This is a genomic window from Flavobacterium sp. IMCC34518 (assembly GCF_027111095.2).
GTDB classification, from domain to species: Bacteria; Bacteroidota; Bacteroidia; order Flavobacteriales; family Flavobacteriaceae; genus Flavobacterium; species Flavobacterium praedii.
Genome location: NZ_CP114284.2, coordinates 815,001 through 841,688, shown reverse-complemented (window position 1 = coordinate 841,688; position 26,688 = coordinate 815,001). Strand labels below are relative to the sequence as shown.

Genomic DNA, 26,688 nt, shown 5'->3' with positions numbered 1-26,688 from the left:
CCACACCTATGAAAATTAAAACTACACTATATAGCCTTTTTATATTGCTTTTGTTGACCTCAGGGTACGCCCAAAAAAAAACAGTTGCCAAAGCGGATGTCAATTACGATCGTTATGCTTATGTCGATGCCATAGTCAATTATGAGAAAGTGGCAGCCAAAGGATACCAAGACGAAAAGATGTTTCAAAAGTTAGGGAATGCCTATTATTTTAAAGCCGAATTGCCACAAGCATCAAAATGGTATGAGCAACTATTTACATTGTATCCCAATCAAGAGGCCGAATATTATTACCGCTACTCACAGACCTTAAAATCAACAGGAGATTACAAAAAGTCGGATCAAATGTTGGAACAGTTTAATTTAAAAAGTGGTAACGATAAAAGAGGGATATTATTCAAAGAGAATAAAAATTATCTAGAGGAAATCAAGGCCAATTCGGGACGTTTTCAAGTAGTGGATGCAGGAGTTAATTCGGCATTTTCAGATTATGGGAGTTCCTTTTTAGGCGATAAATTAGTATTTGCTTCCGCAAGAGATACTGGAGGCGTTTCCAAGAAAGTATTCAAATGGACCAACAAATCCTTTACCAATTTGTATGCATCAGAGATGAAACCCGATGGAGAGATGGGAATTCCGGAACGATTTGTACGTACTATCAATTCGAAGTTCAATGAATCAACTCCGATATTTACCCAAGACGGCAAAACCATGTATTTTACACGAAACAACTACCTAGAGGGCAAAAGAGGAAGAGATTCGAGTAAAAACACTTTATTAAAACTCTACAAAGCCACATTGGATACAGAAGGCGAGTGGAGCAATGTAACAGAATTGCCATTTAACAGCAATGAATACAGCGTGGCTCACCCAGCATTAAGCCAAGACGAAAAAACCCTGTATTTTGCCTCGGATATGCCTGGGACATTAGGGCAGTCGGATTTGTTTAGGGTTAAAATCAATCAAGATGGTACGTATGGAACTCCAGAGAATCTAGGGCCGGAAATCAATACCGAAGGCCGAGAAACCTTTCCGTTTGTATCGGAAGAAAATGAATTGTTTTTTGCCAGCGATGGCCGCCCAGGTTTAGGAGGATTGGATATTTTTGTTTCTAAAATTGAGATAGAAGAAAATTTATGGTGTGTTCAAAACGTTGGGGAGCCAATAAATAGTAATCAAGATGATTTTGCGTTTTTAATCAATAAAAAGCGCAATGGATTTTTCACATCCAATAGAGAAGGCGGAAAAGGATACGATGATATTTACCGATTTGTGGAGTACAAAAAATTGATTTGTGATCAAGTGCTTTCAGGCTTGATAACAGATCAAGAAACCAAAGAAGTAGTATCAAATGCAAAGATGAGTTTATTTGATTCCAATTTCAAACCGTTGCAAGTTGCCCAGACCGATGCTCAGGGCAGGTATAGTTTTCCCGTAGATTGCAGCAAAAAATATTATGTAAGAGCCGAGAAAGAGGACTATGAAACCAAAGAAGGATTAGTTAGATCAAAAAGTTTCAGTGGAAGCAAAGACTACTCGATGGAGTTGGAGCGAAGAATCAAGCCAATAACCGTAGGAACAGATTTGGCTAAAACCTTGGACATTCCGATGATTTATTTTGATTTGGACAAGTCATACATTCGTAAGGATGCCAGTTATGAGTTGGCCAAAGTATTGACCGTTATGCAGCAATACCCAGCGATGAAAATCGAAGTGCGTTCGCATACCGATAGCCGCCAAACCGCTGCTTACAACGAGAAATTATCCGATAGAAGAGCCAAAGCTACAGTGGCTTGGTTGGTTAAAAACGGTATTAATTCAGCACGATTAATCGGGAAAGGGTATGGAGAATCTCAATTGGTTAATCCATGTTCCGATGGTGTAAAATGTTCCGAAGAAGAACACCAAGCCAACAGACGAAGCGAATTTATAATTGTTTCGATGCAGTAAATACCATTTGTTTTACACAGATGCTGCATTGGAAAGTTACTGTTTCAATTGGTATATAAATTAAAATAGTTAAGGCTCCGATTTTTTAATCGGAGCCTTTTTTTTAAATAGCTCCCTCTTATTTTTAAAACAAAAGAGAATAATCTTTCTTCTTTTTTAAAGTTGTTCGTTTTCATTGTATATTCCAGCTACACAAAATCTAATATAGAATTTGGTTATTATTTTTTTTGACTTAATACACAACCAAACATTAAATATTATAGAAACGAATTTCATTCTTAAGAGGTTTTAGGAATGTGTTTTTCTATAAATTGCAATATTTCATTATGATAATGTTGGTCAATAGTATTCACAGCCATTAAAAACAGCTGAAAAGATTAATGTCATTCGACTTAATATTTGGTGTTTAAGTATGTAACTCGATTGATTTTAATGTATTGTCAAAAAAGTAATTTCAGTGCTCTCCTGTATTGAAAACCCCTTTTTTATTGGTCTCAAAAATAGTTAAAACGATGTGCTTTAGTGTGTTTTCCTTTCAGGTTCTAAAAATATCCACCGCAAATTCGTAAATTATTTTTTTTCCAAGTCTTTAAATATCCGAATTTGCGATGGATTTTACTTTTCAACATCGCAGACTTTCAGTCTGCCAAACCAATCTATGGACTTTAAGTCCATAGTGGTTTAATTGTTTATCTCTTCTAAATTTAAAAGAAAAGCAAAATTTAAGGCTACATCTTTTAAATAATCAAAACGACCACTTGCTCCACCATGCCCAAAATTCATATTAGTGTGAAGCAATAACAAGTTATTGTCGGTTTTCATATCTCTTAATTTGGCTACCCATTTAGATGGTTCAAAGTATTGTACTTGACTGTCGTGTAGGCCAGTTGTAACAAGCATATTAGGGTAGTTTTTCTTTTCTACATTTTCATAAGGGCTATAACTTTTCATGTATAAATAAGCATCTTTATTTTTTGGGTTCCCCCATTCGTCAAATTCATTCGTAGTAAGCGGAATACTTTCATCAAGCATAGTGTTTACTACATCAACAAACGGAACCGCGGCAATGACACCATTATAAAGTTCTGGTGCTAAGTTTACAACAGCTCCCATCAAAAGGCCACCTGCACTTCCTCCCAATGCATACAAATGTTCTTTGCTGGTGAATTTTTCTTGAATTAAAAATTGGGAACAATCAATAAAATCAGTAAATGTGTTTTTCTTTTTCATCAGTTTACCATCTTCATACCATTGACGTCCCATTTCTTGGCCCCCTCGAATGTGTGCAATAGCAAATGCAAAACCTCTATTTAATAAACTCAAGCGGTCACTTGAAAATCTCGCGTCTGTACTGTTTCCATAACTTCCATACGCATAAAGTAGCAAAGGTGCTTTTCCGTTTTTTTGAAATTCTTTTTTGTAAACAATTGAAATGGGAATTTTAGTGCCGTCTTTTGCGGTTGCATACAAACGTTCTGTTTTATAATCTTTTGAATTGTAACCACCCAAAACGGTTTGTTGCTTCATCAATTTTTTGTCTTTTGAAATCATATTATAATCAAAAGTAGAATTTGGAGTAGTCAATGAAGTGTACTCAAAACGGAAGGTTTTGCTGTTGTATTCCGGATTTGGTCCAAAATCTGCGGTGTAAGTTGGCTCGCCGAAATTGATATAATGCTCCGAATTGTCCTTTGCGTTTCGAACTCTCATACTTGCTAAACCATTTTTGCGTTCATTGATTACTATGAAATCTTTAAATTCTTCAACTCCTTGTAGTAAAACATCAGATCGATTAGGAATAACTTCTTTCCAATTGTCAGATTCTGTTTTGTCTAAAGGACATTCCATTAATTTGAAATTATTGGCACCATCTTTATTGGTTCGAATTAAAAATTTATTGTCTAAAGTAACAACATCATAAAGTACGTCTTTTAATCGAGGTTGAAAAACAGTGAAAGAATCCGTTGGATTTTCGGCTTTTATCATTCTGATTTCAGAAGACATTGTGGCAACCGAATAAATCATAATGTATTTGTTGTTCTTGGTTTTTGCAACACCGATGTAATTGCTAGGATCCTTTTCCTGAAAGACTTCTACATCATTCGTGCTTTCGGTACCAAGTGTGTGACGGAATATTTTTTCGGACAATAGCGTAACCGGATTTTTTGAAGCATAAAAAAAAGTTTTGTTGTCACTTGCCCATACCGCCTGTCCTTCGGTATTAATAACGGCATCCTTGAGAATTTTTCCAGTTTCTAGGTTTTTGATGTAAATAGTATATTGTCTTCGGCTGACTTCGTCTACTCCAAAAGCCAATAATTTATTGTCATCACTTATTTCAAAACCAGTTACACCATAGTAGGAATGTTCTTTCGCCATCTCATCGACGTCTAATAGTACTTCTTCTTTAGCCTTTAGAGTTCCTTTTTTTCGGCAATACTTATAATATTCTTTCCCGTTTTCTGTTCGAGTATAATAAAAATAGCCGTTTTTGAATAAAGGAACACTTTCGTCTTTTTCTTTTATTCGAAGTTTCATTTCTGTAAATAAATCAGCTTGTAATTTTTGGGTAGCGCTCATTACTGTTTCTAGATAAGCATTCTCTGCTTTTAGATAATCAACGGCTTTTGTGCTATCAGGTCCTTTTCCAAAATAATCATACATCCAATAATAAGGATCGTTGACGCTCTCTCCATGAATGGTTCGAATATGCTCTTTTTTATCGGCTATTGGGGCGGTTGCTTTTTGGAATTGTGCCATTACAGGATAGGAAAATAAAAATAAAATTAAAACTGATTTTTTCATTTTATAAGGTTTGATTAGAATTTTGACTTATAAAGCCAAATGTAAAAATCAAATTTAATTATAATTTCGGTTTTTTAACATTAAAACATATTGTAATTTGGAGTTTTAACAATTGTTTGATTTTTATTTAGCTTTTTTATTAATCGTTTAAAAATAAAAAACCTCGAGTCAATCGAGGTTTTTAAAGTGTTTATGGAGTTTAATGTATTATGGAATCAAGATAATTTTTCCAGTGCTTTTTCGGCTTTCCAGATAATCATGTGCCAATTTCCCTTCGGATAGTTTGAAAGTAGTCGGTGCTGCAATGGTAATATCTCCATTTGCAATCCAATCAAATAAATGATGTGCTCTTTTAATTCGTTCTTCTTTCGATTTTAAATAACTCCACAAATCGCCACCCGTTAATGTTTTGGATGTATCCATCAACATTCTTGGGTTTACCAATTCGGGATCACCACCGGCCATACCGAAGAATACAACTTGGCCACATTCTTTAGTGATTTCAAAACTATCTGTCAAAGTACTGCCAATACTATCGTAAACAACATCAACACCATTTTGGCAAAAATCGAATACCTGTGTTTTCCAATTTTCAGAATATAGAAAAACAGCGTCGGCTCCATTTTGTTTTGAAACGGATGCTTTTTCAGCAGATGATGTTAGTCCGATAACTCTCGCGCCCAAAAGTTTACTGATTTGTGTTAAGAATTGCCCAACTCCTCCAGCAGAAGCATGAACCAAAACGGTTTCTCCTTTTTGTGTTTTGTGACTGTCAGTTGCCAAATAATGAGCGGTTAAACCTTGTAATAGAATTGTAGCTGCAATTTCAAAAGAAATATTTTCAGGAATCGGAATTACATGCTCAAGAGGAACGGCAACGAACTCGGCATTGGCAAAAGGAACGTCGGCAAAAGCTACTCGGTCTCCAATTTTAAAATCAGCATTTCCATTGGTATCGACTACAATACCAGCACCTTCGTAACCCGCTATAAAAGGTGGATTTCCTTTGAGGTGATAATTCCCTTTTCGTCTGTACACATCGGCAAAGTTGAGGCCAATAGCTTTCATTTCGACCAAAATCTCATCGGTTTTTAAAATTGGTGCAGGTATTTCTTTATATTCAAGAACATTGGAGTCTCCAAACTTGGAGAAGGTAAGTGCTTTCATATGTTGATATGTATTGTTTTTTATCGGTCATATGTAATTTGCATGCCTAATTGGTGCTACTTGCCAATTTAAAGTTATGCTCATTTCATATTTCATTTTTTTGAGGATGCAAAGAAAGCTAAATTTTACGGGTTAATAAAAGATTGATTCTCCTTTTTTGATATCCAATTGTTATGGGTCATTTCAAATTTTATTTCGTTTTTACCGTGAGTGCCAATTTCTGCCCAGCCTGCTTTTCTATAAAAATATTCCGCTCTAGTCATTGGTGAAGTGCCTAGCCAAAGAGTGTTTTTTGTCTGCTCAAAATACCAATCAAGCATGTTATCATGAAGCTGTTTGCCAATTCCTTTTTTCTCAAATTTAGGATTTAAAAACAATGCCCAAATATTATTTTCTTTTAAATCTACAATTGCAAAACCAACAATTTCATTATCAATTTCACAAACCCAACCTTTTCCTCTTATTGTTAAGAATTCTTTGCAATCTTCGTCTGTTACCAAGTTAGGGTCTGACAAAGTATTTTCTGTTACCGAATTTCGCACTGCTTGAATCTGTTTAATATCTTCAATTAAAGCTTTTCTAATGATCATTTTTTTAATTTATTGAATTCTTTTTTTGATGTATAAAAGTAAATAAATCAGCCAGATTTTGGTTTTTAAATTTTATTTAAATTAATGATCATAGCTTATCACCCTTGATAGTTTCCATTGATTGTTTACTTTTTTCCAAATCATTACAAATTTAAAAGTGCCAATTTCTTCTTTTCCGTTTTCCATATGTCGGAATTGATGAACACCAATTTCAATTGCTCCAAAATCTTTTATGGGATGCACCTCAAGGCTTCCTTTTACCAGTTGTCTAGTGAGTTTGTTTTCGTTTTTAAACATTTTTTCAAAATTGGTAAAAACGGTTTCGTAAGAAAGTAATCCGCCATTGTCTTGATACCATTCAAGATCTTCGGTAAAAAGTGGTTTGAATTTGGCCATATCTTTTGCATTAAATGCATCGAAAAGGACAGTATCCATTGCTGCAATTTCGTTGTATAATTCTTGAGAAGTTGGCGCTACTTTTTTTTCTTGCGCCTGAGTTAAATTTAAACCTATGATTAATAGGAATAAGAGGAAAAATACTTGGTTTTGTACAATTTTTTCTTTCATTTTCTTTTAAATTAGTAAGGTGTTGAAATTAAGCTTTATTTTTGAAATTGTAGTTTTTTAGTATTTTGTAGGGAGGAGTAATTTTGCACGTTTTAGGTCTATTTTTTCATCTTGGGTAACTTCCAAGAAATAATCCGATTGCCATTTCTGTGTTTTTTGGGCTTGTTTACTAGTAGTGCGATCCCAAGGAGGATAAACTCGGATAGCCCGTTTTCCTTCTTTTGTATCTGAAACAATTTGGTTATTAATAAGAACAGATTTTGGAAAAATAAATAATCCGAAGTGATCTCCTTTTCGGGCGCTAATGATAAATACATCAATAGCATCGGTACTATCAAAAGGTTGGATAGGTCCTTGGTTTACTCTTTTCCAAAGTGTCACAAATTGTCCAATTTTGGTTGGTGTAGTTTTTGCAGTTCGAAATAGAATATTTACATTATTTATCATGAAAGCACAGGCACCATATTCAGTACTTTCGGGTTCAAGAACAAATTGCGATATTTCGAAAGTACCATTTTTACTCAATATTTTTTTGGTATAAATGAAATCTTGGGGTAATTCTTCAATTGATATTCTTGGTTTTTTGAGGTTCATTTATGGAGAATTTTAATTATTGTCAAAGGCATAAAAAAAGGCGAAAATACTATCTCGCCTTTTAAATGATATAATTATTTTTTACTTTTCAGCTTATCTTTAAATACTTTTTCAAATTTTTCTAATTTGGGTTGAATAACCATTTGACAATAAGGCTGATTTTTATTATTGGCATAATAGTTTTGATGATAGTCTTCGGCTTTGTAAAATTTAGTAAAAGGTTCCAGTGTTGTTACAATTGGGTTGTCATATACCTTTGCGTTTTTTAATTCAGCAATAATTGACTGCGCTTCTTGTTTTTGTTCTTCATTGTTATAAAAAATTACAGAGCGGTATTGTGTACCTCTGTCTCCTCCTTGTCTATTCAGGGTTGTAGGATCGTGTACGGTAAAAAACACCTTGAAAATTTCATCCAAAGTAGTTACGTTTTTGTCAAAAGTAATTTGTACAACTTCGGCATGTCCAGTGGTGCCAGAGCAAACTTCTTCATAACTTGGATTCAATGTTTTGCCTCCCGAAAAACCCGAAACAACCGATTTTACTCCTTTCAAGTTTTCATAAACAGCCTCCACACACCAGTAGCAGCCACCGCCTAAGGTTATGGTTTCAAAATTAGATTGTGTCATTTTTTTTGTAGTATTATTGTTTTGAGAATAAAAAGTTCCAGTAATAAGTAAGCAAGCTAATAGGATTAATATCGTTTTCATTGTTTGTTTATTTAGCATCAGGTTCAAAATCAAGGGCTATAGAATTCATACAGTATCTTTTGCCGGTGGGAGCAGGGCCATCATCAAATAAGTGTCCCAAATGACCGCCACATCTACCACATAAGGCTTCAATTCTTTCCATTCCGATTGAATTATCGTTTTTGAATACCACACTTTTTTTATTTTCCTGTTCAAAAAAACTGGGCCATCCACAACTGCTGGCAAATTTGGCTCCAGAACGAAAAAGCAGATTGCCACAAGCAGCACAGTAATAGGTTCCTTTGACATCGGTGTTCCAGTATTTACCTGTAAAGGCTCTTTCGGTATCGGCTTTTCTAGAAACCAAATAAACATCTTCTGGTAAGATTTTTTTCCATTCGGCATCAGTCAAATTTAGTTTTGTAGTGTCGGTATGAGAATAATATGGGTTGCCAGGTTTGCTCTGATTGTTTTCGATTGGTGTCATAGCGTTATTTTTTGTTTCTTTATTCTGCCCACAAGCTTGAAAAAAAAAGAAAGGGAGAAATAGTAAAATGCAAAAAAATGAGGTTCTTGTTTTCATAAGGTTTGTTTTTTTATACTCCAAAAGTAGAGAGCAAATAACAATCAAAATGTCGGTTATTTTACAAATCAATTTCTATTTATAAAATCTTTAACAGTTGTTAGCTAATTAAAATTGGTTTCAGTTTTTTAAAAAGAGTAATAGTGCTTTTTATATACCTAATCGCATGTTGATTAAATGCTTTTTGAATCCTACCTTTTCATATGCTTTTATTGCCGAAGGGTTGTCATTATATACATCCAATCGCATCTCAAATATGCCTTGTGAACGAATCCAGTTGCTTAATGCTTCAATAATTTGTTTATTTACTCCTTTTCCGCGATGGTCTGGATGGGTGTACATAAAACCCAAATACGCAAATAATTCATGGTTCAAATAGGATTTTGCATTCTCAATTCGAGCATATCCAGAACCAATAATTTGATCGTTCAATACGGCAACAACGACTTCAACATCATGAGCAGTAATCATTTTTTTTAGATCGTAATAGCTTATTTCTCCCTCTTTCAGTGTTGGATCAAAAGGGCGTTCAGCTGCAATAATTCCTTGTTCAAATTCCAATAATATTGATAGGTCTTCGGGGATTGCTTTTCGAATATAAATCATATAATTGATTTCAAATTTAGAGTATCAAATATACAAAAAAGAGTAGTCGTAATTTCTAAGGTTAAGTATTTAAAGGTTTCTCAAAAAAATAGCTTCCACAAAAAGCAAAAGAATGTTAAAGCCTTTACAAAGGATATCTTTTTTGTACTTTTGTTTCATCAATACGTACTATGGAAGAAGAAAAAGTAATATTAGTAAATGAGTTAGATGAACAAATTGGTTTAATGCCAAAATTAGAAGCACATGAAAAAGCTATTTTGCATCGTGCTTTTTCTGTTTTTGTTTTAAATGAGAAAAAGGAAATTATGCTCCAACAACGAGCCCATCAAAAATATCACTCTCCTTTATTATGGACAAATACTTGTTGCAGTCACCAACGCGAAGGGGAAACAAATATTCAAGCAGGCAGTCGAAGATTGTTTGAAGAAATGGGTTTTAATACCGAGTTGAAAGAACTTTTTCATTTTATATATAAAGCCCCTTTTGATAATGGTTTGACAGAACATGAACTCGATCACGTTATGATTGGTTATTATAATGGAGAACCAATGATTAACACAGAAGAAGTTGAAGACTGGAAATGGATGAAAATTGAAGATGTAAAAAGTGATATGCTTTTGAATCCATCAAAATATACTGTTTGGTTTAAAATTATTTTTGATGAGTTTTATCATTTTCTAGAAGAACATACACTATAACAAGATTGCAGATTTCAGTTTCCAGAATTCAGGAAGTCAATAAATTACAGAAAATAATCTACAATCAAAAAACTATATGAGAGTAACCATATCCAGAAAAGCCCATTTTAATGCAGCGCATCGCCTGTATCGAAAAGACTGGACATTCGAACAAAATGATTCCGTTTTTGGCAAATGCAACAACCCTAATTTTCACGGGCATAACTATGAATTAATAGTAAGTGTCACTGGCGAAATAGATCAGGAAACAGGCTATGTCATGGATGTAAAATTCCTTACTGATATTATCAAAGAAGAAGTAGAGAATCAAATGGATCACAAAAATTTGAATCTCGATGTTCCGGAATTTCAGGATTTAAATCCTACAGCAGAAAATATTGTAGTCGTAATTTGGAATAAAATACGAAAAAGAATAAAATTAGACTTGGATTTAGAAGTGGTTCTTTATGAGACACCTCGCAATTTTGTAACTTATAAAGGAGAATGATGGAACTAAAAGTAGGAGATAAAATTCCAAAGTTTACTGCAAAAGATACTTATGGAAATGATTTTGATAGTCAAGAAATAATAGGTAAAAAGCCATTGGTTATTTATTTTTATCCAAAAGACAATACTCCAGGATGTACCGCGCAAGCCTGTAGTTTTAGGGATCAGTATGAAGATTTTAAAGATTTGGGAGCAGAGGTAATTGGGATTAGTAGTGATAGTGTTGTGTCACATCAAAAATTTACTCAACGTTTCAAATTGCCTTTTATACTTTTGTCCGATTCAGAAAAAAAAATAAGAAAACTATTTGGTGTTCCAGCAGGATTATTTGGGTTATTGCCTGGCAGAGTAACTTATGTTGCTGATAAAACAGGAACAATCATTATGACATTTGACAGTATGATGGCTACGCGTCATATTCCAAAAGCACTTGAAGCCATTAAAAAATTACAGCAATAGATTGACAAAATAGTATTATTGTTTGATCGCAAAAGTGTTGAAATTTGTATTAAAAAAAACAAGATGAAATCAAAAATATATCCATTACGTTTCGAAGCTATTCTTAAAGAAAGAATTTGGGGGGGCGAAAAATTAAAAACAATTCTAAACAAACCAATTACTTCAAATATTACTGGAGAAAGTTGGGAATTGTCTACTGTTGAAGGTGATGTTAGTGTTATTGCAAATGGCGAGTATAAAGGAAAAGCATTGAGCGAATTAATCAATGAATTTCCAAATGAAATTTTGGGAACGGTAGTTTATAAAAGATTTGGGAGTCAATTCCCATTACTTTTTAAATACTTAGATGCTCGTGAAGATTTATCGATTCAAGTACATCCTAATGATGAATTGGCCAAAAAGCGACACAATTCATTTGGAAAAACTGAAATGTGGTATATTATGCAAGCTGATGATGATGCTAGAATTATCGTTGGATTCAAAGACAATTCTAATCCTGAAGAGTATTTAAAACATCTAAAAGACAATACTTTGGTGTCTATTCTTGATGATGTAAAGGTAAAACCCGGTGATGTTTTTTTTCTGGAAACAGGAACTGTTCATGCCATAGGAGCTGGATTATTAGTGGCCGAAATTCAACAAACGTCTGATATTACCTATCGTTTGTATGATTTTGATCGAAAAGATGCCAATGGAAATACCAGAGAATTACATGTGGATTTAGCATTAGACGCAATTAATTATAAAAAAGTCAATACTAATAAGGAATATTTCAAGGAAGTTAATCAATCGAATAATATTGTAGCATGTCCTTATTTTACAACCAATTTTATTCCTTTAGAGAATGATAAAAAAGTTGAAAATACAGGATTAACTTTTACAGTATATATGTGTATTGAAGGTGCTTTTGAAATAGAATATGATGCAGTAACCTATTCATATAGAAAAGGAGATACTGTTCTTGTTCCCGCAGCTATGAAGTCTTATGATCTTAGGGGAAAAGCTTCTATTTTAGAAATTTACATTTCATAGTTGGGATTAGAAAGATTATGTGTACTTTTGCAAACGCAAATTAAATAAAAAATAAAATGGCAAACGTTAAGAATTTAAAGAAAGACATCAACTACGTTTTAGGAGATATTATTGAAGCAGTTTACTTGTTTGAAATCGCTACAACAGGAAAACCAACTGACGAAACGAATGCATTAATTGATGAAGCTATTGCTGCTTTTGACGTTTTGATCACTAAAGTGAATGCGAAAAATGTTGAAAATAAGAAAGCACATTTCAAACAAATAAATGTAGAATTAGAACAAACTGCTAATCAATTGATTACTAAAATCAACGATTTACAGTAAAAAAAAAGGCAAAAAAAGTCTGGATTTATTTTGGAAAAACGAAATACAGACTTATATTTGCACCCGTAATGAGTCGCCAGCGTAGCTCAGTTGGCTAGAGCAGCTGATTTGTAATCAGCAGGTCGTGGGTTCGAGTCCCTCCGCCGGCTCAAAAAAACCATCTATTCATTTAGATGGTTTTTTATTTGAAAAGGCAGATTTATTACACAAACATATTGAGTCCGCCAGCGTAGCTCAGTTGGCTAGAGCAGCTGATTTGTAATCAGCAGGTCGTGGGTTCGAGTCCCTCCGCCGGCTCTTTAAGAAAACCATCTAACTTTTGTTAGGTGGTTTTTTCGTTTATAGCTGTTTTAGGATCAAGCCAAAAAAGGATTGATCCATAATTAAGTCAATAATCGGTTTTTTTAGACATTCATCGAAAATAGTATTAATAAAGTAAATTCTGATGTATATTTAATAACCACGTTTATAGGAGGTTAAGTTTGTGGTAGATTTAGGGCAAAAAGGAAGTACTTATGATTATCTAATGAAAACTCACTAATTTAAAGTAAGTATTTTATCTATTAAAACAACAAATAGATGTATTTAAACGATTATATTTGCATTTAAACAGTATATGATGTAACTTTAAGTAATGATATTTGTTGGCATAAAAGATTTTGTTTTATTATAAACAACTTTTATATTTTTTAATTTAACTTTTTTTATAGTGTTTTTTATTGAAAATAAGATACTATAAAATCATTTGAAATTAAGGGAATTAGAAAAATAGTAAACTTGATTTTTTTTACTAATAATTAGAATAACCATTCAATTAATTTTTAAAACAATCGTTATTATGAGACTAATTTTTATTTGCTTACTTCTTTTCAGTATGATTGGAGTATCAGCACAAGGATTAAGATTTGGGGATAGTGAATATTTTACTTTCTCAGCATTTGGAAGCCCTTCAATTTCGGTAAACGAAAGTGATCTTAATTTTGGTGTAGACATTGAATTGGTGTCCTATGCAAAGTACATTAGATTTGGTGTAAATAGATTTCAAAATTTAGAGGGATCCTATACACAATTCATGGGTTCGGCTGGTTTAAATTTAACTAGTGGTTATTTTGAAAATTTAAGATATTATGGAGGATTGCGATTGGGTTTAATATACCGAACCAACGTTTATCCTACAGGTGGTGTCGAATGCGGAGTAGATGTTGATTTGTCAAAAGACTTATATGTAGGGTTAAAAGCAGCTTATGGCTATAGATCGGATTTAATGGCCATTTCACTTCCAACTAAATGGGAAGAAAGTACTTCTATTAGGATTGGATATGCGTTTGAATAAAAAAGGACTATTATAAATGGAAAGTATTATGGTTGTTAGAAGTTGTTTTTTTAAATTTCATTACTAGTGATTCAATACCTATGTAAATAATTTATATCCAAAAAAAAACCGCCTTTTGATGGAGGGCACTGAAAAAGTCCCTATTTTCAAAAATCATTAAAAAAACCGATTAAATAAGGCTTTGATTTTGTTTAATCGTCTTTTTTTAGTCAAATTTAATCTTCTTAGATTACAAGGGGCTTATAATAACTAAAAGGAGCGAAACCATAGTGTTTTCGCTCCTTTTCAGTTATTTTCATTTTCCTTATTCGAGAGACTTTTTCAGTGCCCTCTTTTGATGAGGCGGTTTTTGGTGTTTTAAGAAGTACTTAGATTAATTTCCTTCACTTTTTTTGATAGTATTCACATATTTAGTCAATTTCTCACCATACAAAGATTTTGCTACTTTAGGAGTCATTGATTTTTGAATAGTATCCAAATATTTGATGTTAATATCATAAATTTCAGCCAATGCAATATAAGGTGAAACTTCATGGTCTTTATTGTTTACCGCAAAATTTGTAGCATATAAGTATTTACGTTTGACATTATTGTCTTGTAAAATAGATATGCTATCTATTGCTTTGGTATTCTTCCTTTTTATGGCTTTGAATTTTTGTTCGATCAAGGTTAGATTTTCATCTGTGAAGCGAGCGTTTATTTTGCGATATTCTTCGAATAATTCATGGTTTTTTGAACCTGTTATTTTAGCACTTGAAAGATAGGTATCTAAGTTAGTATCGATATTTATAGTTCCTGGTTCTGCAAAAAACATAATGTTGTTGTCAAGGGAATTGGTAACTCCTCGGTCAAGAAATAAATACAGCATTTCGGGTGATTTTAAATCAATGTTACATTCAAAATTTGAGTTTCCATCAATTTTTATGCTATCTATAGCAACAAGAGATGGTTCAACATATCGCTGTATATATAAAGTACCTTCTTTAAGTCCTTTTATATTTCCTGTGATGTGTAAATTGGTTTTAGATTCATTTTTGTTACAAGAAACCAACAGGAATAGGGTAACAAAAGCAATAATAGAATTTTTCATGTGTAATTAATATTTGTGTTGTAAACTTAAAACGCTGTTTTCATTTTTGAATTAAAACGATTTTAAGTTTGTTTATTTTTGACGCAAAATAAAGAAAATTGTTGGAATGAATCTATTTAACGGGAATGATTTTCAAAAAAAATCCCAATCTAAACTAGATTGGGATTAAATAAAGAGTTATTAGGATTATCCTTTCAGCCATGTGTTTCTCAAATTTGCTTTAGAAGCATCTGTTGCATCCATACCTTCGGTATCTATGTAAGGGAATTTTACAACTCCTTTTAATATTTGTTCTTTACCGTCACGTTTTATTTTTAGGGTAATTGGGTCGTTTTCTTTCCATTTCATACTCTCTGTAATCATATCGTATATGTTATCCAAAGAATATGGAATGTCATTAATGCTAACAATGATATCTCCACCTTTTAGATCAAGTGTGCTATAAAATATGTTTAATTCTTTATTTGGGGCAACATATATTTCTTTGGTTGCTTGATTTACGCCAATATAGGGTACTTGACCTTTTAGAAAGATTCCTTCAGGAGTTTTTTGTGTTATTTTTGTCACTCCTACTTTTGATAGAAAATCATAATAAGGAATAGGAGTTGGTCCTGAAACGTATTTTGAGAAAAATTCCCCAACTTCAGGATAGGTTAGTGAAGTTATTTTTGCAAACAATTCTTCATCGTTAAAGGGTTTTGATACGCCGTATTCGTTTGATAATTCGTGCATTAGATCTAATATACCTCTTTTACCTTCGCTTTTTTCTCTAATTATAATGTCTAAGCACATTCCGATTAAGGCTCCTTTTTCATATACATTTAGGTATTGATCTTTGTATGGTTCTGTTAGAACATTTGCACTCATAACCGTAAATGGCATTGTATCATTCATGGTATTGGCATGCTCTATTTTTCCTGCCATACGGGTATAAAATTCAGTTTCTGGAATTAATCCTTGGTTTATTTGGAATAAATTGGCAAAATATTCCGTTACGCCTTCATACATCCATAAGTGTTGAGACATTTTTGGGTCATTGTAATCAAAATATTGAATTTCTTTGGAATGTACTGTTAATGGAGTAAGTATATGAAAGAATTCATGTGAAACTACATCTTTCATTTGTTTTACCAATTCTTCTTTTGGCATCATTTCTGGCATGACAACTGTAGTAGCTGTAGGGTGTTCTAACGCTCCAAAGCCTTTAGCATCTGTTGGAGTCATTGAAGATAGATATAAAATAACAGTATATTTTTTAGTAGAATTGACTTTTCCTAAAAATGTTTTTTGTGCAGTCATCATTACTTTCATCTCTGGAGTAATATTTTCTGCAGTAAATTTTCCTGATGGCGAATAAACAGCAATTTGAATATCCATACCGTCTACCATGAAAGTGGTGTAATCTGGTTTAGAATACATGATGGGATTTTCTAATAATTCTGAATAAAGTGGCATTTCAAAAAGATCTACAGTTTTAGAACCGTCTTTATCAATCATTGAAGTGGCTCCCCAAAGTGTTTCTGGGTGAGTAATGGTAACTTTGTAGGGTATTTCTTTTTTGTCTTGAAAATATCCTATAAAGCCATGTAAGTTTAACATGAAGTTTTTGCCTGCATCAATATTAGTTCCTGATGGAGAAAATACATCATCTTTCCCAAAACCTCTTCCTTTTTCGATATCGAAAGTATCGTTTACTAAATAGGTAATCTTCACCAATGCCTTTGCGTTTTTTATTACCCAAGTATTATCATCGGTTTTAGTTACCGTCAATAAATTTCCTTTACTGTCGATTGCCTTAAAGTCGGCAATATATTTACCATAATTATCAGTTGAATATGTTCCAGGTACCGTTTTAGGTAGACTGAATGTGATGTCATTCGTTTTTATTTTTGGGGCTTTTACCGTAACCAATACTTGGTCATCTTTTACATCAATCAGATTAATGCTTACTTCTATCTCTTCTTTTTTTGAATCTGTTGTGGTTGTAGTGCTTGCTTTACTTGTCCATATAAGACATGAAAAAGCAAGTGCAAAAAATAATTTTTTCATATTGTAAGTGTTTGTTTTCAAATTAGTGTTTCAGAACTTTAAATTGTTACAAAAATGCTTTGAAAAATTTAAAAAAGAATAAAAAATATTTCTTCTAATTTTAATAGGGCTTATTTTAGAGTCTATTCTTTAAAAAAAAAGCAAAAAAAAACTCCTGAAATACAGGAGTTTAAAAGGTTAGGTTAGTCTAGTTTGTTTTTTATGTAATATTTACCATCTAAATCTTCGTCAAAGTCGTCAATCTTTAGAGGTTTTGGTTTCGGTTTACTTGCGATCGCTTTCTTTTTCCACATTTCGTATTTCTCTGTTGGCATTTTCTTTTTCATAATCTCAAGAACTTCTTTTTCGTCTAAACCGAATTCTTTCTTAATAATCTCAAAAGGATTTCTTTCTTCTTGGGCCAATGTAACAAGTTTTTCTGTTTGTTCCCAGTTCAATTCTTTGCGGTTACTCTTTTTCATCACGTGAAAATTAATTCTATTTTTTGTTAATGATTAATAAATCTGATTTTAAATCTTATTCAATATTAATAAAAAATTGTATTACTTTTTATTTTAATTAAAAAAATTTTCATTTTTTTTTATTGGTTATAGCTGAAGTAGAAAACAATGTCATTTAAGGTGTTTTACTTTTACTTCTAATAAATATTTGGACACCGATTAATTGGATTATTATTGAATAATCTGTGCGGATCTTTTTATGCTGTCGCTAATTAGTTACATTAACTTTGCAGGTTTTAATTTTGCCAAACAATTCAATGGGATTTTTAGTGTAAATTGAAGTTTATTTAATGAATCGAAAGGTGAGATTTATTCTAGGTCCAATTGGTTTTGTTGTCTTTGGTACTTGGTGTTTCCAAAAATGCTGTGTTGCTCCTTTCATTAACAACAAGCTCCCATGCTCTAATATGATATTCATTTTTAGATCAGAATTGATCTTGTGTTTTAATTTAAAAACGCGTTCCGTACCAATACTTAGGGAGGCAATTATAGGGTTAATTCCAAGTTCTTTTTCATCATCAGCATGCCAACCATTACTGTCGTTTCCATCTCTATAATGGTTTAATAGAACCGTGGTGAATTTATTTTCGGTGATATTTTCTACAAGAACTTTTATCTTTTGCAAAGGTAAAGTCCAATTTAGAGGTTGCATCACGAAATTGGAATAGGAGTAAGGCTTACCTTCATTTCCATATAATGCAGTTAGTCGTGGTTGTAAATGTTTTTTGCCATAAACCGTAATATAGTCATGTTGCCAAGGAGTATTATTCATTAGTTCCTGAAAAAGCACATCGGCTTCTGTTTTCGATAGAAAATTTGGGAAATAGGTAATATCGGCATCTGGAAGATTAAGATGTATAGGGTCGGAATTAAATAGTGAATTCATAAAACAAAAATAAAGAGAAAAACAAAATATTCAATTTCGTTTTTCTCTTTAGTATAATAATCTTTTTAAATATGCTATCCTTCTGAATGGTCTTGCAGTAAATTTTTATAAATAAAACCAGCTACGATTGCTCCTAATATAGGTGCTACCCAAAATAACCAAAGTTGAGATAATGGTTCTCCACCCACAAATAAGGCTTGCGAAAGTGATCTCGCTGGATTTACTGATGTATTTGTAATTGGAATACTAATTAAATGGATAAGTGTCAATCCCAATCCTATAGCGATTCCTGCAAATTTTCCATTTGCAAATTTATCCGTTGCTCCAAGAATTATTAAAAGGAAAAACAATGTAAGTACAAATTCAGCAATGAATGCCGCTTGCATGGAATAACCGTCGGGAGAAAATGCACCAAAGCCATTTGAAGCAAAAGCACCTGCTTTTGTATTGTCTATCATGAAACCTGCTTTTCCTGAAGCTATTGTATAAAGAGTTCCTGCCGCAGCTATTGCACCAACACATTGAGCAATAATATAAGGAAGTAATTCTTTAGCCGAAAATCTTCCACCAGCCCATAGTCCAAAAGAAACTGCGGGATTAAAATGTCCTCCTGATATGTGTCCAACAGCATAAGCCATTGTTAATACGGTTAAACCAAAAGCCAGTGAAACTCCTATAAATCCAATTCCTAGATCTGGTATCCCTGCGGCAAACAGCGCACTACCACAACCTCCAAAAACCAACCAATACGTTCCGAAAAATTCTGCAAAAAGTTTTTTCATAATAAAAAAATTAAGTTAATAGTTACTATCATAAAATGTATAAAATTGCTACAATACAGACTCATTACAAATGAAAACCGATTGTATGAGTAACGAATTTATAAAATTTTTAACACATAATACCTATAACTTTATTTTTTTTACTGCTGATAATCAGTATGGTTGCTGTTTTTTAAATTTTACATTCATTATTATTATAGCAACTAGTATAAGGAGAATTCCTATCCATTGAATGAATACCACTTCTTCATTTAACAGAAAGTAAGCCATCATAACAGATACAGGTAATTCTATAGCCGAAACAATACTGCCGAGTCCAATTCCTGTTAACGGAAAACCTGCATTCATAAGCATTGGCGGAATAATAGTCCCAAACAGTGATACTGTTATTCCCCATTTAAGGAATATGGCAAAATTAAAGGGAGTGGTTTGTGTGGCAATTGCAAATCCAATTACAATAGTGAGACCACCTAAAAGCATGAATAAACTGCGTTTTGCATTCGAAATTCCAAGTCCAACGCGATTGGCTGTAAACATTGTAGTAGTAAATGAAGAAGCGGCTAACAGTCCTAAGATAATTCCACGCCAATCCAATTGGATTTCATTTTTCAAAATGTTTGTCGCCAGAAGGGTACCCATTAAGACAATTAAAGCGGCAATTATTTTTTGTGTGGATGGAATTTTTCTTTCTAATATCATTTCTAATAATAGGCCAATCCAAACAGTTTGCATTAACAAAACAATGGCAATAGAAACAGGAATGTATTTAACGGCCATGTAATAAAAAACACTGGTCAATCCCAGTGAAGTACCAGCTATCATTAATTGAAAAATGTTCTTTGGAGTAGGTTTTACAACTTCATCAGTGTTTTTAGATTTTTGGAATGCATTTATGATTAATATACCAATGATTCCTAATATAAATTGAGCAATTGTTACTTCTGCTGTGGTATAACCTTCGGCATAAGCCATTTTTACAAAAGTTGCCAGCATGCCATAGCTTGTAGCGCCTAATCCTACCAAAAAAGTTCCTTTTAATACTTGATTCTTTATCATTTCTATATTTTTAAAAAGCGGCCAAAGATATAGTATTTTAAATTGGAAAAAATAATGAATTGTATTTTAAAAACTATCTTCTTCCATGAGAGAGTTTTAAATTGTGCTAAAATGCATTCCCCAATCATAATTTTTCAATATGATTCGTCTTTACTTTTTTAAAAAATTAAATTCCAAATGGTCTGTATTGGTAATATTTGAATAGTGGTGATCTGAAGATTACTGTTTTTTAAATCGTTTTTTATTTCAATTAGTGGCATAACCGAACAGCCTCAACCGGCAATGATAGCTTGTTTTACAGCTTCATTTCAGGTAAGTTCTAATTTCGTTCGGACATTTAATTTATGAAGTAAAATAAATTGTTTCATAACTTGTCTTGTTCCCGAACCTTATTTTATTTGAATTATTGGCAATTTTATTTCCAAAATCGGTTACATATAGTTTTCAGTCAATCATTTCTGTAAGTGGAATGTCAAATTGATCTTGAAAATTTTTTAGCTGAATCGAAAGTGTTGGTTGAGTTAAATGTAATTCTTGTGCAATTTTGGTAATGTTTTGATATTGTGTTGCTAGAAGGAATACGTTTAATTAATGCAAAGTATGGTCCATAAAAATATTTTATATTCATCATTACAATTATAAATAAAAATTTATGATTGATTCGTTTCACCTTTGCAGCAAATAATGTGTTTCACTTTAATATCTAAAATAAATATGCAAAATAAGTTTGAATTTCAATTGATTGAAGGTTTATTTTTACCACAGGAAGCAGGTAAAGTGGTCTTGACTCTTATTAATGATAAAATAAAATATCATGCTTTGGAAAATTTTAGTGATAAAATCCGATTTGATTCGGATAATAATCATTCAAAAGAACGAATTAAAGACTTGAATCAAGCGAGTGATTCACTAAAAGAGTTGATCGAATTTGCGAAACAAAACAATAGGCAGCTCAGAATTAACAGTAGAATTGAAATTGTCTTAGAATAATAATCAAAACAAAAATCATAAAATATGAACTTAGATTTACTTGTAGAAAACCTAACAAATCCTGCCTTATTGTTTTTTTTGCTTGGCATAATAGCCGTATATCTCAAAAGTGATTTGGAAATACCAAACAATACTTCCAAGTTTATTTCTTTATATCTCCTCTTTTCAATTGGATTTAAGGGAGGTCAAGAACTCGCTCACAGTGTTTTTACTTTAGATATTATGTGGTCAGTGATTTTTGGAATAACAATTTCGATTTTAATACCCTTATATACTTTTTTTATTCTAAAAAGAAAGTTTAGTATTGATAATGCTGGAGCAATTGCAGCTGCTTATGGCTCAGTTAGTGCAGTAACATTTGTGACTGCAGTTTCATTTTTAGAAATGCAAGATTACGCTTTTAGCGGTCACATGGTAGCAGTAATGGCTCTTATGGAAGCTCCAGCCATTATCGTTGGTGTCATATTAATACGTATGTTTAATAAAAAAAATGATTCTCCTTCCAAAATAAGTTCAATAATAAAACATTCTTTTACAAACGGAAGTGTACTATTAATTATAGGCAGTTTAATCATCGGAATGTTAGCAAGTGATAAACAAGCATTAGGAATAAAACCATTTACCACTGATATTTTTAAAGGTTTTTTGGCAATTTTTCTTCTAGATATGGGAATTGTGAGCGGAAGAAAATTAGGGGATTTTTTTAAAAGTGGTTGGTTTAGTTTTGTTTTCGCAATTGTAATACCTCTAATAAATGGATCTGTTGTTGCATACTTTAGTCAATTGGTCACAAATGATATCGGTAACCGATTCATATTTGCCGTGCTCGCAGCTAGTGCATCGTATATTGCAGTGCCTGCAGCTATGAAAATTGCTGTTCCAAAAGCCAATCCTGGTTTGTTTTTGCCCATGGCATTGGCCGTAACTTTTCCCTTTAATATTACATTTGGAATGCCAATTTACTTGTCAATAATAGTTGGGTGATGTGTTTTTTCAAGTTCTTTGTGTGTCAAATCACTCAAATGAAGACGTAAAGCATCAACTGATATGTTGATTTCCCAAAAACATAATGCTAATGAAGTCAATAATGACAATAAGCTAGCAGCAAACAAATAAATTCCGGCTACCTGATGGTCCAAAAATAAAACCAACATAGTGAAAACCGATAGAAAAAGACTCATTACACCAGCCATTTGCATGTAACGTATAAGGGTAAGTCTAATGTTAAGGTTCTTTATTTCAAGTAATATCATGCTATTTTCTTTTTCTTTATATGCTTTTTTCAAGCCTCTGATAATAGTAGCAACCGTCAAAAAACGATTAGTATAAGCCAATAGAATCAATGATGTTGCTGAAAATAATAAAGCAGGAGTTTCAATGTGAAGTGTCATTTGTGGTGTTTAATTTGAAGTTGCAAAGTTCGGTATTTTTATGCACATTCAAATGGCATTCTTTATAAAATAGGATAGAAAGATCGAAGTGTATATTGAATTCATATCTATTTCTATATTATTTGATTTGAAATATAGTTTAGGTAAGGAGCTTAAACCTGCTATCCGTTACAATCTTATGAGCCGAACACCGGCTCATAAGGATTTCCACTACTATCAGGGCTAGAACACCCGTTTTCAAGAGAACATATTCGTAAAATTAAAGAACCTTATATATAGGTAAAGAATAAACAAAGAAAATCCGCGTCTTACCGCGCCCAATTATATTAAGTTAAGCTTTGTTTTTTCTCACCAAGACGCCAAGGCGCCAAGTTTAGAACAGTTTTCTTTGCGCCTTCGCGCCTTTGCGAGAACTGTGTTTGTTAATAGGACACAGCTATACAGAGCTAGAAAAACCACATTATATTAAGGAAGGGAATTAAAATCCGCGCTCCTCCGCGGTTTCGCATTAGCGAATCCGTCAAATCCGCATCCCACCGCGCCTAATTATATTGAGTTAAGCTTTGTTTTTCTAGCCAAGAGGCAAAGGCGCCAAGTTTAGAACAGTTTTCTGTGCGCCTTCGCGCCTTTGCGAGAACTGTGTTTGTTAATAGGACACAGCTATATAGAGCTAGAAAAACCACCTTATATTAAGGAAGGGAATAAAAATCCGTGATCCTCCGTGCTTTCGCATTAGCGAATCCGTCAAATCCGCGTCCCACCGCGCCGAATTAGATTAAGTTAAGCTTTGTTTTTCTCGCCAAGATGCCAAGGCGCCAAGTTTAGAACAATTTTCTTTGCGCCTTCGCGCCTTTGCGAGAACTGTGTTTTTTAATAGGACACAGCAATACAGAGCTAGAAAAACCACCTTATATTAAGGAAGGGAATTAAAATCCGCGATCCTCCGTGCCTTTGCATTAGCGAATCAATAAAAACCGCATCCTACCGCGCCGAATTAGATTGAGTTAAGCTTTGTTTTTCTCGCCAAGATGCCAAGGCGCCAAGTTTAGAACTGTTTTCTTTGCTCCTTCGCGCCTTTGCGAGACCTATATTTTATAATAAGATACAGCTATTAAAGCCCCACTATATAAAGGAAGGGAATAAAAATACGCGCTCCTCCGCGCCTTCGCATTAGCGAATCCGTCAAATCCGCGTCCCACCGCGCCGAATTAGATTGAGTTAAGCTTTGTTTTTCTCGCCAAGAAGCAAAGGCGCCAAGTTTAGAACTGTTTTCTTTGCTCCTTCGCGCCTTTGCGAGACCTATATTTTTAATAGGACACAGCTATAAAAGCCCCACTATATAAAGGAGGGAATAAAAATCCGCGCTCCTCCGCGCCTTCGCATTAGCGAATCCGTCAAATCCGCGTCCCACCGCGCCGAATTAGATTAAGTTAAGCTTTGTTTTTCTCGCCAAGATGCCAAGGCACCAAGTTTAGAACAATTTTCTTTGCGCCTTCGCGCCTTTGCGAGAACTGTATTTTTTAATAGGACACAGCTATAGAGAGGTACAAAGACCACTTTATATTAAGGAAGGGAATATAAATCCGCGATCCTCCGTGCCTTCGCATTAGCGAATCCGTTAAATCCGCGTCCCAAAGAGTGATAAAAGTCTATTAGTAAAACCCAGGCGAATACAACCAGGAACAAAGAGTAGTACTAACAAGCCGTAAAAAGGGCAATACATCTGGTATTAATCCCTTCTGAAAAGGCACAAAAAGTAATAAAACCGTAAAAAGGGCCTAAAATTTTCAGTAAGAACGATGGATTTGATAAAAAAGGGGTTGTATAAAGCACAATATACCAATAGATTAAAAAATAAATCAAAAAAACCTCAAAAAAGTCATTGTTTAAAGGGATAAAGGGTCTACTTTTGCACCCGCAACAGCGACTAAGTTCTTTAAAACACTGACAAGTAATAAAAATCACAAAGAAGATTTATTTTCAAAAAAGATTAAAAAAAGCTTGTGGGAATTAAAAGAGTATGTTACTTTTGCACCCCGCTAAACGCGCAACGTTCCTTGAGAGGCTGATAAGAAAAGAGAAGAAACTGAGAAAAATATTTTTCAAAAAAACTTCAAAAAGTTCTTGCCAGTTACAAAAAGAATTGTTAGTTTTGCACCCGCTTTGAGAGACAACGAAAAGCGGATTAAACTATAAGAATACGTTCCTAGACATATTGAATTGACAGCCGTTTTAACAGAGATGTTAAAACAAAAGAATAAGAGTAATAGAATCGAAAGATTTGAGAATAGACCACTAGAATTGGAGTCGCATAATAATAGCTTAATTAATTAAGCGCACAATATACGATGAAGAGTTTGATCCTGGCTCAGGATGAACGCTAGCGGCAGGCTTAACACATGCAAGTCGAGGGGTATTGTTCTTCGGAATGAGAGACCGGCGCACGGGTGCGTAACGCGTATGCAATCTACCTTTCACAGAGGGATAGCCCAGAGAAATTTGGATTAATACCTCATAGTATAGTACAACCGCATGGTTGAACTATTAAAGTCACAACGGTGAAAGATGAGCATGCGTCCCATTAGCTAGATGGTAAGGTAACGGCTTACCATGGCTACGATGGGTAGGGGTCCTGAGAGGGAGATCCCCCACACTGGTACTGAGACACGGACCAGACTCCTACGGGAGGCAGCAGTGAGGAATATTGGACAATGGGCGCAAGCCTGATCCAGCCATGCCGCGTGCAGGATGACGGTCCTATGGATTGTAAACTGCTTTTGCACAGGAAGAAACAACATTACGTGTAATGTCTTGACGGTACTGTGAGAATAAGGATCGGCTAACTCCGTGCCAGCAGCCGCGGTAATACGGAGGATCCAAGCGTTATCCGGAATCATTGGGTTTAAAGGGTCCGTAGGCGGTTTAGTAAGTCAGTGGTGAAAGCCCATCGCTCAACGGTGGAACGGCCATTGATACTGCTAGACTTGAATTATTAGGAAGTAACTAGAATATGTAGTGTAGCGGTGAAATGCTTAGAGATTACATGGAATACCAATTGCGAAGGCAGGTTACTACTAATGGATTGACGCTGATGGACGAAAGCGTGGGTAGCGAACAGGATTAGATACCCTGGTAGTCCACGCCGTAAACGATGGATACTAGCTGTTGGGAGCGATCTCAGTGGCTAAGCGAAAGTGATAAGTATCCCACCTGGGGAGTACGTTCGCAAGAATGAAACTCAAAGGAATTGACGGGGGCCCGCACAAGCGGTGGAGCATGTGGTTTAATTCGATGATACGCGAGGAACCTTACCAAGGCTTAAATGTAGATTGACCGGACTGGAAACAGTTTTTTCGCAAGACAATTTACAAGGTGCTGCATGGTTGTCGTCAGCTCGTGCCGTGAGGTGTCAGGTTAAGTCCTATAACGAGCGCAACCCCTGTTGTTAGTTGCCAGCGAGTCATGTCGGGAACTCTAACGAGACTGCCAGTGCAAACTGTGAGGAAGGTGGGGATGACGTCAAATCATCACGGCCCTTACGCCTTGGGCTACACACGTGCTACAATGGCCGGTACAGAGAGCAGCCACTGGGTGACCAGGAGCGAATCTACAAAACCGGTCACAGTTCGGATCGGAGTCTGCAACTCGACTCCGTGAAGCTGGAATCGCTAGTAATCGGATATCAGCCATGATCCGGTGAATACGTTCCCGGGCCTTGTACACACCGCCCGTCAAGCCATGGAAGCTGGGGGTGCCTGAAGTCGGTGACCGCAAGGAGCTGCCTAGGGTAAAACTGGTAACTAGGGCTAAGTCGTAACAAGGTAGCCGTACCGGAAGGTGCGGCTGGAACACCTCCTTTCTAGAGCTTTAGTGTTAGTTGAAAGACACGCTAAAGAAAGAAGACGAAGAGACTATTGGTTACAGATTTAAGGTTATATTACTCTTGCTGTTAATTTAAAAAAATAATTGAAAGATTTAAAAATTTAAAAATTTAAAGATTAAAAAATTCGCAAGAATGGTTCAATCTTTAAATCATTTAATCTTTAAATCAAAGAAAAAAGAG

Annotated in this window: 24 protein-coding genes, 2 tRNA genes and 1 rRNA gene; 12 read left to right on the top strand and 15 right to left on the bottom strand. The window is 34.1% G+C overall.

Features of this window, described 5'->3' with window-relative positions; translation table 11 throughout:
• The first annotated feature begins 8 nt into the window (after positions 1–8).
• Entirely contained in the window at positions 9–1,949 is a 1,941-nt protein-coding gene (locus tag OZP06_RS03695) for an OmpA family protein (protein WP_281324240.1), read from the top strand.
• A 681-nt stretch (positions 1,950–2,630) separates the two neighbouring features.
• Here OZP06_RS03695 and OZP06_RS03690 read toward each other — a convergent pair.
• From OZP06_RS03690 to OZP06_RS03655, 8 genes are all read right to left on the bottom strand, one after another.
• Positions 2,631–4,754: a S9 family peptidase gene (locus tag OZP06_RS03690; RefSeq protein ID WP_281324239.1), complete on the bottom strand. Its 2,124-nt coding sequence runs from the start codon at positions 4,752–4,754 to the stop codon at positions 2,631–2,633.
• Between the two features lie 207 nt (positions 4,755–4,961).
• Complete coding sequence (locus OZP06_RS03685; protein WP_281324238.1) at positions 4,962–5,921, bottom strand: quinone oxidoreductase; 960 nt, start codon at positions 5,919–5,921, stop codon at positions 4,962–4,964.
• Between the two features lie 125 nt (positions 5,922–6,046).
• The gene (locus tag OZP06_RS03680) at positions 6,047–6,511 is read right to left on the bottom strand and encodes a GNAT family N-acetyltransferase (protein WP_269223724.1); all 465 of its coding nucleotides are present in this window, start codon (positions 6,509–6,511) and stop codon (positions 6,047–6,049) included.
• An 81-nt stretch (positions 6,512–6,592) separates the two neighbouring features.
• On the bottom strand, positions 6,593–7,078 hold the full coding sequence (locus OZP06_RS03675; RefSeq protein ID WP_281324237.1) for a nuclear transport factor 2 family protein: 486 nt from the start codon (positions 7,076–7,078) through the stop codon (positions 6,593–6,595).
• A 57-nt stretch (positions 7,079–7,135) separates the two neighbouring features.
• Positions 7,136–7,672, bottom strand: coding sequence for a MepB family protein (locus OZP06_RS03670; protein ID WP_269223722.1), 537 nt, complete (start codon positions 7,670–7,672; stop codon positions 7,136–7,138).
• Positions 7,673–7,746: 74 nt separating this feature from the next.
• Complete coding sequence (gene msrA, locus OZP06_RS03665; protein WP_269223721.1) at positions 7,747–8,379, bottom strand: peptide-methionine (S)-S-oxide reductase MsrA; 633 nt, start codon at positions 8,377–8,379, stop codon at positions 7,747–7,749.
• Positions 8,380–8,386: 7 nt separating this feature from the next.
• Positions 8,387–8,941: a peptide-methionine (R)-S-oxide reductase MsrB gene (gene msrB, locus OZP06_RS03660; RefSeq protein ID WP_281238912.1), complete on the bottom strand. Its 555-nt coding sequence runs from the start codon at positions 8,939–8,941 to the stop codon at positions 8,387–8,389.
• A 150-nt stretch (positions 8,942–9,091) separates the two neighbouring features.
• A complete protein-coding gene (locus OZP06_RS03655) occupies positions 9,092–9,547 on the bottom strand; it encodes a GNAT family N-acetyltransferase (protein WP_269223720.1) in 456 nt (151 codons plus the stop codon).
• Positions 9,548–9,717: 170 nt separating this feature from the next.
• Between OZP06_RS03655 and idi the strand changes: the two genes are divergently transcribed.
• The 8 genes from idi (at position 9,718) to OZP06_RS03615 (ending at position 13,881) form a co-directional block, all read left to right on the top strand.
• On the top strand, positions 9,718–10,245 hold the full coding sequence (idi, locus tag OZP06_RS03650; RefSeq protein ID WP_269223719.1) for an isopentenyl-diphosphate Delta-isomerase: 528 nt from the start codon (positions 9,718–9,720) through the stop codon (positions 10,243–10,245).
• A gap of 76 nt (positions 10,246–10,321) precedes the next feature.
• A complete protein-coding gene (locus tag OZP06_RS03645) occupies positions 10,322–10,732 on the top strand; it encodes a 6-carboxytetrahydropterin synthase (protein ID WP_281324236.1) in 411 nt (136 codons plus the stop codon).
• Complete coding sequence (locus OZP06_RS03640) at positions 10,732–11,190, top strand: peroxiredoxin (RefSeq protein WP_281240399.1); 459 nt, start codon at positions 10,732–10,734, stop codon at positions 11,188–11,190. The genes OZP06_RS03645 and OZP06_RS03640 overlap by 1 nt, the downstream gene beginning before the upstream one ends.
• Positions 11,191–11,253: 63 nt before the next feature.
• Positions 11,254–12,222 (top strand): type I phosphomannose isomerase catalytic subunit, encoded by a 969-nt coding sequence (locus tag OZP06_RS03635; RefSeq protein WP_281324235.1) that lies wholly within the window; start codon positions 11,254–11,256, stop codon positions 12,220–12,222.
• 56 nt (positions 12,223–12,278) lie between these two features.
• A complete protein-coding gene (locus OZP06_RS03630) occupies positions 12,279–12,548 on the top strand; it encodes a hypothetical protein (RefSeq protein ID WP_269223718.1) in 270 nt (89 codons plus the stop codon).
• A 75-nt stretch (positions 12,549–12,623) separates the two neighbouring features.
• Positions 12,624–12,697: transfer RNA gene (locus OZP06_RS03625), tRNA-Thr, on the top strand.
• 74 nt (positions 12,698–12,771) lie between these two features.
• Positions 12,772–12,845: transfer RNA gene (locus OZP06_RS03620), tRNA-Thr, on the top strand.
• Positions 12,846–13,386: 541 nt separating this feature from the next.
• Positions 13,387–13,881: a hypothetical protein gene (locus OZP06_RS03615; protein ID WP_269223717.1), complete on the top strand. Its 495-nt coding sequence runs from the start codon at positions 13,387–13,389 to the stop codon at positions 13,879–13,881.
• A gap of 373 nt (positions 13,882–14,254) precedes the next feature.
• Here OZP06_RS03615 and OZP06_RS03610 read toward each other — a convergent pair whose 3' ends face one another.
• The 6 genes from OZP06_RS03610 to OZP06_RS03585 all read right to left on the bottom strand — a co-directional run bounded on the left by OZP06_RS03610 (position 14,255) and on the right by OZP06_RS03585 (position 20,244).
• The gene (locus OZP06_RS03610; RefSeq protein ID WP_269223716.1) at positions 14,255–14,971 is read right to left on the bottom strand and encodes a DUF4369 domain-containing protein; all 717 of its coding nucleotides are present in this window, start codon (positions 14,969–14,971) and stop codon (positions 14,255–14,257) included.
• Between the two features lie 186 nt (positions 14,972–15,157).
• Positions 15,158–17,020: a peptidase M61 gene (locus tag OZP06_RS03605; RefSeq protein WP_269223715.1), complete on the bottom strand. Its 1,863-nt coding sequence runs from the start codon at positions 17,018–17,020 to the stop codon at positions 15,158–15,160.
• A gap of 182 nt (positions 17,021–17,202) precedes the next feature.
• A complete protein-coding gene (locus OZP06_RS03600) occupies positions 17,203–17,481 on the bottom strand; it encodes a DUF2805 domain-containing protein (protein WP_269223714.1) in 279 nt (92 codons plus the stop codon).
• Positions 17,482–17,803: 322 nt separating this feature from the next.
• The gene (locus tag OZP06_RS03595) at positions 17,804–18,406 is read right to left on the bottom strand and encodes an alpha-ketoglutarate-dependent dioxygenase AlkB (protein ID WP_281324234.1); all 603 of its coding nucleotides are present in this window, start codon (positions 18,404–18,406) and stop codon (positions 17,804–17,806) included.
• 74 nt (positions 18,407–18,480) lie between these two features.
• Positions 18,481–19,188, bottom strand: a complete 708-nt coding sequence (gene aqpZ, locus OZP06_RS03590; RefSeq protein ID WP_269223713.1) for an aquaporin Z — start codon at positions 19,186–19,188, stop codon at positions 18,481–18,483.
• Between the two features lie 153 nt (positions 19,189–19,341).
• Positions 19,342–20,244: a DMT family transporter gene (locus OZP06_RS03585; protein ID WP_269223712.1), complete on the bottom strand. Its 903-nt coding sequence runs from the start codon at positions 20,242–20,244 to the stop codon at positions 19,342–19,344.
• 714 nt (positions 20,245–20,958) lie between these two features.
• On the opposite strand from OZP06_RS03585, the gene OZP06_RS03580 reads away from it, so the two are divergent.
• Complete coding sequence (locus OZP06_RS03580) at positions 20,959–21,234, top strand: hypothetical protein (protein WP_269223711.1); 276 nt, start codon at positions 20,959–20,961, stop codon at positions 21,232–21,234.
• Between the two features lie 24 nt (positions 21,235–21,258).
• Positions 21,259–22,218: a sodium-dependent bicarbonate transport family permease gene (locus tag OZP06_RS03575; protein WP_281238921.1), complete on the top strand. Its 960-nt coding sequence runs from the start codon at positions 21,259–21,261 to the stop codon at positions 22,216–22,218.
• Here OZP06_RS03575 and OZP06_RS03570 read toward each other — a convergent pair.
• Positions 22,194–22,625: a DUF2721 domain-containing protein gene (locus OZP06_RS03570; RefSeq protein ID WP_281238922.1), complete on the bottom strand. Its 432-nt coding sequence runs from the start codon at positions 22,623–22,625 to the stop codon at positions 22,194–22,196. The two genes, OZP06_RS03575 and OZP06_RS03570, sit on opposite strands and share 25 nt — an antisense overlap.
• Positions 22,626–24,970: 2,345 nt before the next feature.
• On the opposite strand from OZP06_RS03570, the gene OZP06_RS03565 reads away from it, so the two are divergent.
• Positions 24,971–26,484 (top strand): 16S ribosomal RNA (locus tag OZP06_RS03565).
• Positions 26,485–26,688 lie beyond the last annotated feature (204 nt).

Excerpts from the sequence above, each read along its gene's own strand:
- OZP06_RS03695 (WP_281324240.1), top strand. The coding sequence starts at position 9 with ATGAAAATTAAAACTACACTATATAGCCTTTTTATATTGCTTTTGTTG.
- OZP06_RS03690 (WP_281324239.1), bottom strand. The coding sequence starts at position 4,754 with ATGAAAAAATCAGTTTTAATTTTATTTTTATTTTCCTATCCTGTAATG.
- OZP06_RS03685 (WP_281324238.1), bottom strand. The coding sequence starts at position 5,921 with ATGAAAGCACTTACCTTCTCCAAGTTTGGAGACTCCAATGTTCTTGAA.
- OZP06_RS03680 (WP_269223724.1), bottom strand. The coding sequence starts at position 6,511 with ATGATCATTAGAAAAGCTTTAATTGAAGATATTAAACAGATTCAAGCA.
- OZP06_RS03675 (WP_281324237.1), bottom strand. The coding sequence starts at position 7,078 with ATGAAAGAAAAAATTGTACAAAACCAAGTATTTTTCCTCTTATTCCTA.
- OZP06_RS03670 (WP_269223722.1), bottom strand. The coding sequence starts at position 7,672 with ATGAACCTCAAAAAACCAAGAATATCAATTGAAGAATTACCCCAAGAT.
- msrA (WP_269223721.1), bottom strand. The coding sequence starts at position 8,379 with ATGAAAACGATATTAATCCTATTAGCTTGCTTACTTATTACTGGAACT.
- msrB (WP_281238912.1), bottom strand. The coding sequence starts at position 8,941 with ATGAAAACAAGAACCTCATTTTTTTGCATTTTACTATTTCTCCCTTTC.
- OZP06_RS03655 (WP_269223720.1), bottom strand. The coding sequence starts at position 9,547 with ATGATTTATATTCGAAAAGCAATCCCCGAAGACCTATCAATATTATTG.
- idi (WP_269223719.1), top strand. The coding sequence starts at position 9,718 with ATGGAAGAAGAAAAAGTAATATTAGTAAATGAGTTAGATGAACAAATT.
- OZP06_RS03645 (WP_281324236.1), top strand. The coding sequence starts at position 10,322 with ATGAGAGTAACCATATCCAGAAAAGCCCATTTTAATGCAGCGCATCGC.
- OZP06_RS03640 (WP_281240399.1), top strand. The coding sequence starts at position 10,732 with ATGGAACTAAAAGTAGGAGATAAAATTCCAAAGTTTACTGCAAAAGAT.
- OZP06_RS03635 (WP_281324235.1), top strand. The coding sequence starts at position 11,254 with ATGAAATCAAAAATATATCCATTACGTTTCGAAGCTATTCTTAAAGAA.
- OZP06_RS03630 (WP_269223718.1), top strand. The coding sequence starts at position 12,279 with ATGGCAAACGTTAAGAATTTAAAGAAAGACATCAACTACGTTTTAGGA.
- OZP06_RS03615 (WP_269223717.1), top strand. The coding sequence starts at position 13,387 with ATGAGACTAATTTTTATTTGCTTACTTCTTTTCAGTATGATTGGAGTA.
- OZP06_RS03610 (WP_269223716.1), bottom strand. The coding sequence starts at position 14,971 with ATGAAAAATTCTATTATTGCTTTTGTTACCCTATTCCTGTTGGTTTCT.
- OZP06_RS03605 (WP_269223715.1), bottom strand. The coding sequence starts at position 17,020 with ATGAAAAAATTATTTTTTGCACTTGCTTTTTCATGTCTTATATGGACA.
- OZP06_RS03600 (WP_269223714.1), bottom strand. The coding sequence starts at position 17,481 with ATGAAAAAGAGTAACCGCAAAGAATTGAACTGGGAACAAACAGAAAAA.
- OZP06_RS03595 (WP_281324234.1), bottom strand. The coding sequence starts at position 18,406 with ATGAATTCACTATTTAATTCCGACCCTATACATCTTAATCTTCCAGAT.
- aqpZ (WP_269223713.1), bottom strand. The coding sequence starts at position 19,188 with ATGAAAAAACTTTTTGCAGAATTTTTCGGAACGTATTGGTTGGTTTTT.
- OZP06_RS03585 (WP_269223712.1), bottom strand. The coding sequence starts at position 20,244 with ATGATAAAGAATCAAGTATTAAAAGGAACTTTTTTGGTAGGATTAGGC.
- OZP06_RS03580 (WP_269223711.1), top strand. The coding sequence starts at position 20,959 with ATGCAAAATAAGTTTGAATTTCAATTGATTGAAGGTTTATTTTTACCA.
- OZP06_RS03575 (WP_281238921.1), top strand. The coding sequence starts at position 21,259 with ATGAACTTAGATTTACTTGTAGAAAACCTAACAAATCCTGCCTTATTG.
- OZP06_RS03570 (WP_281238922.1), bottom strand. The coding sequence starts at position 22,625 with ATGACACTTCACATTGAAACTCCTGCTTTATTATTTTCAGCAACATCA.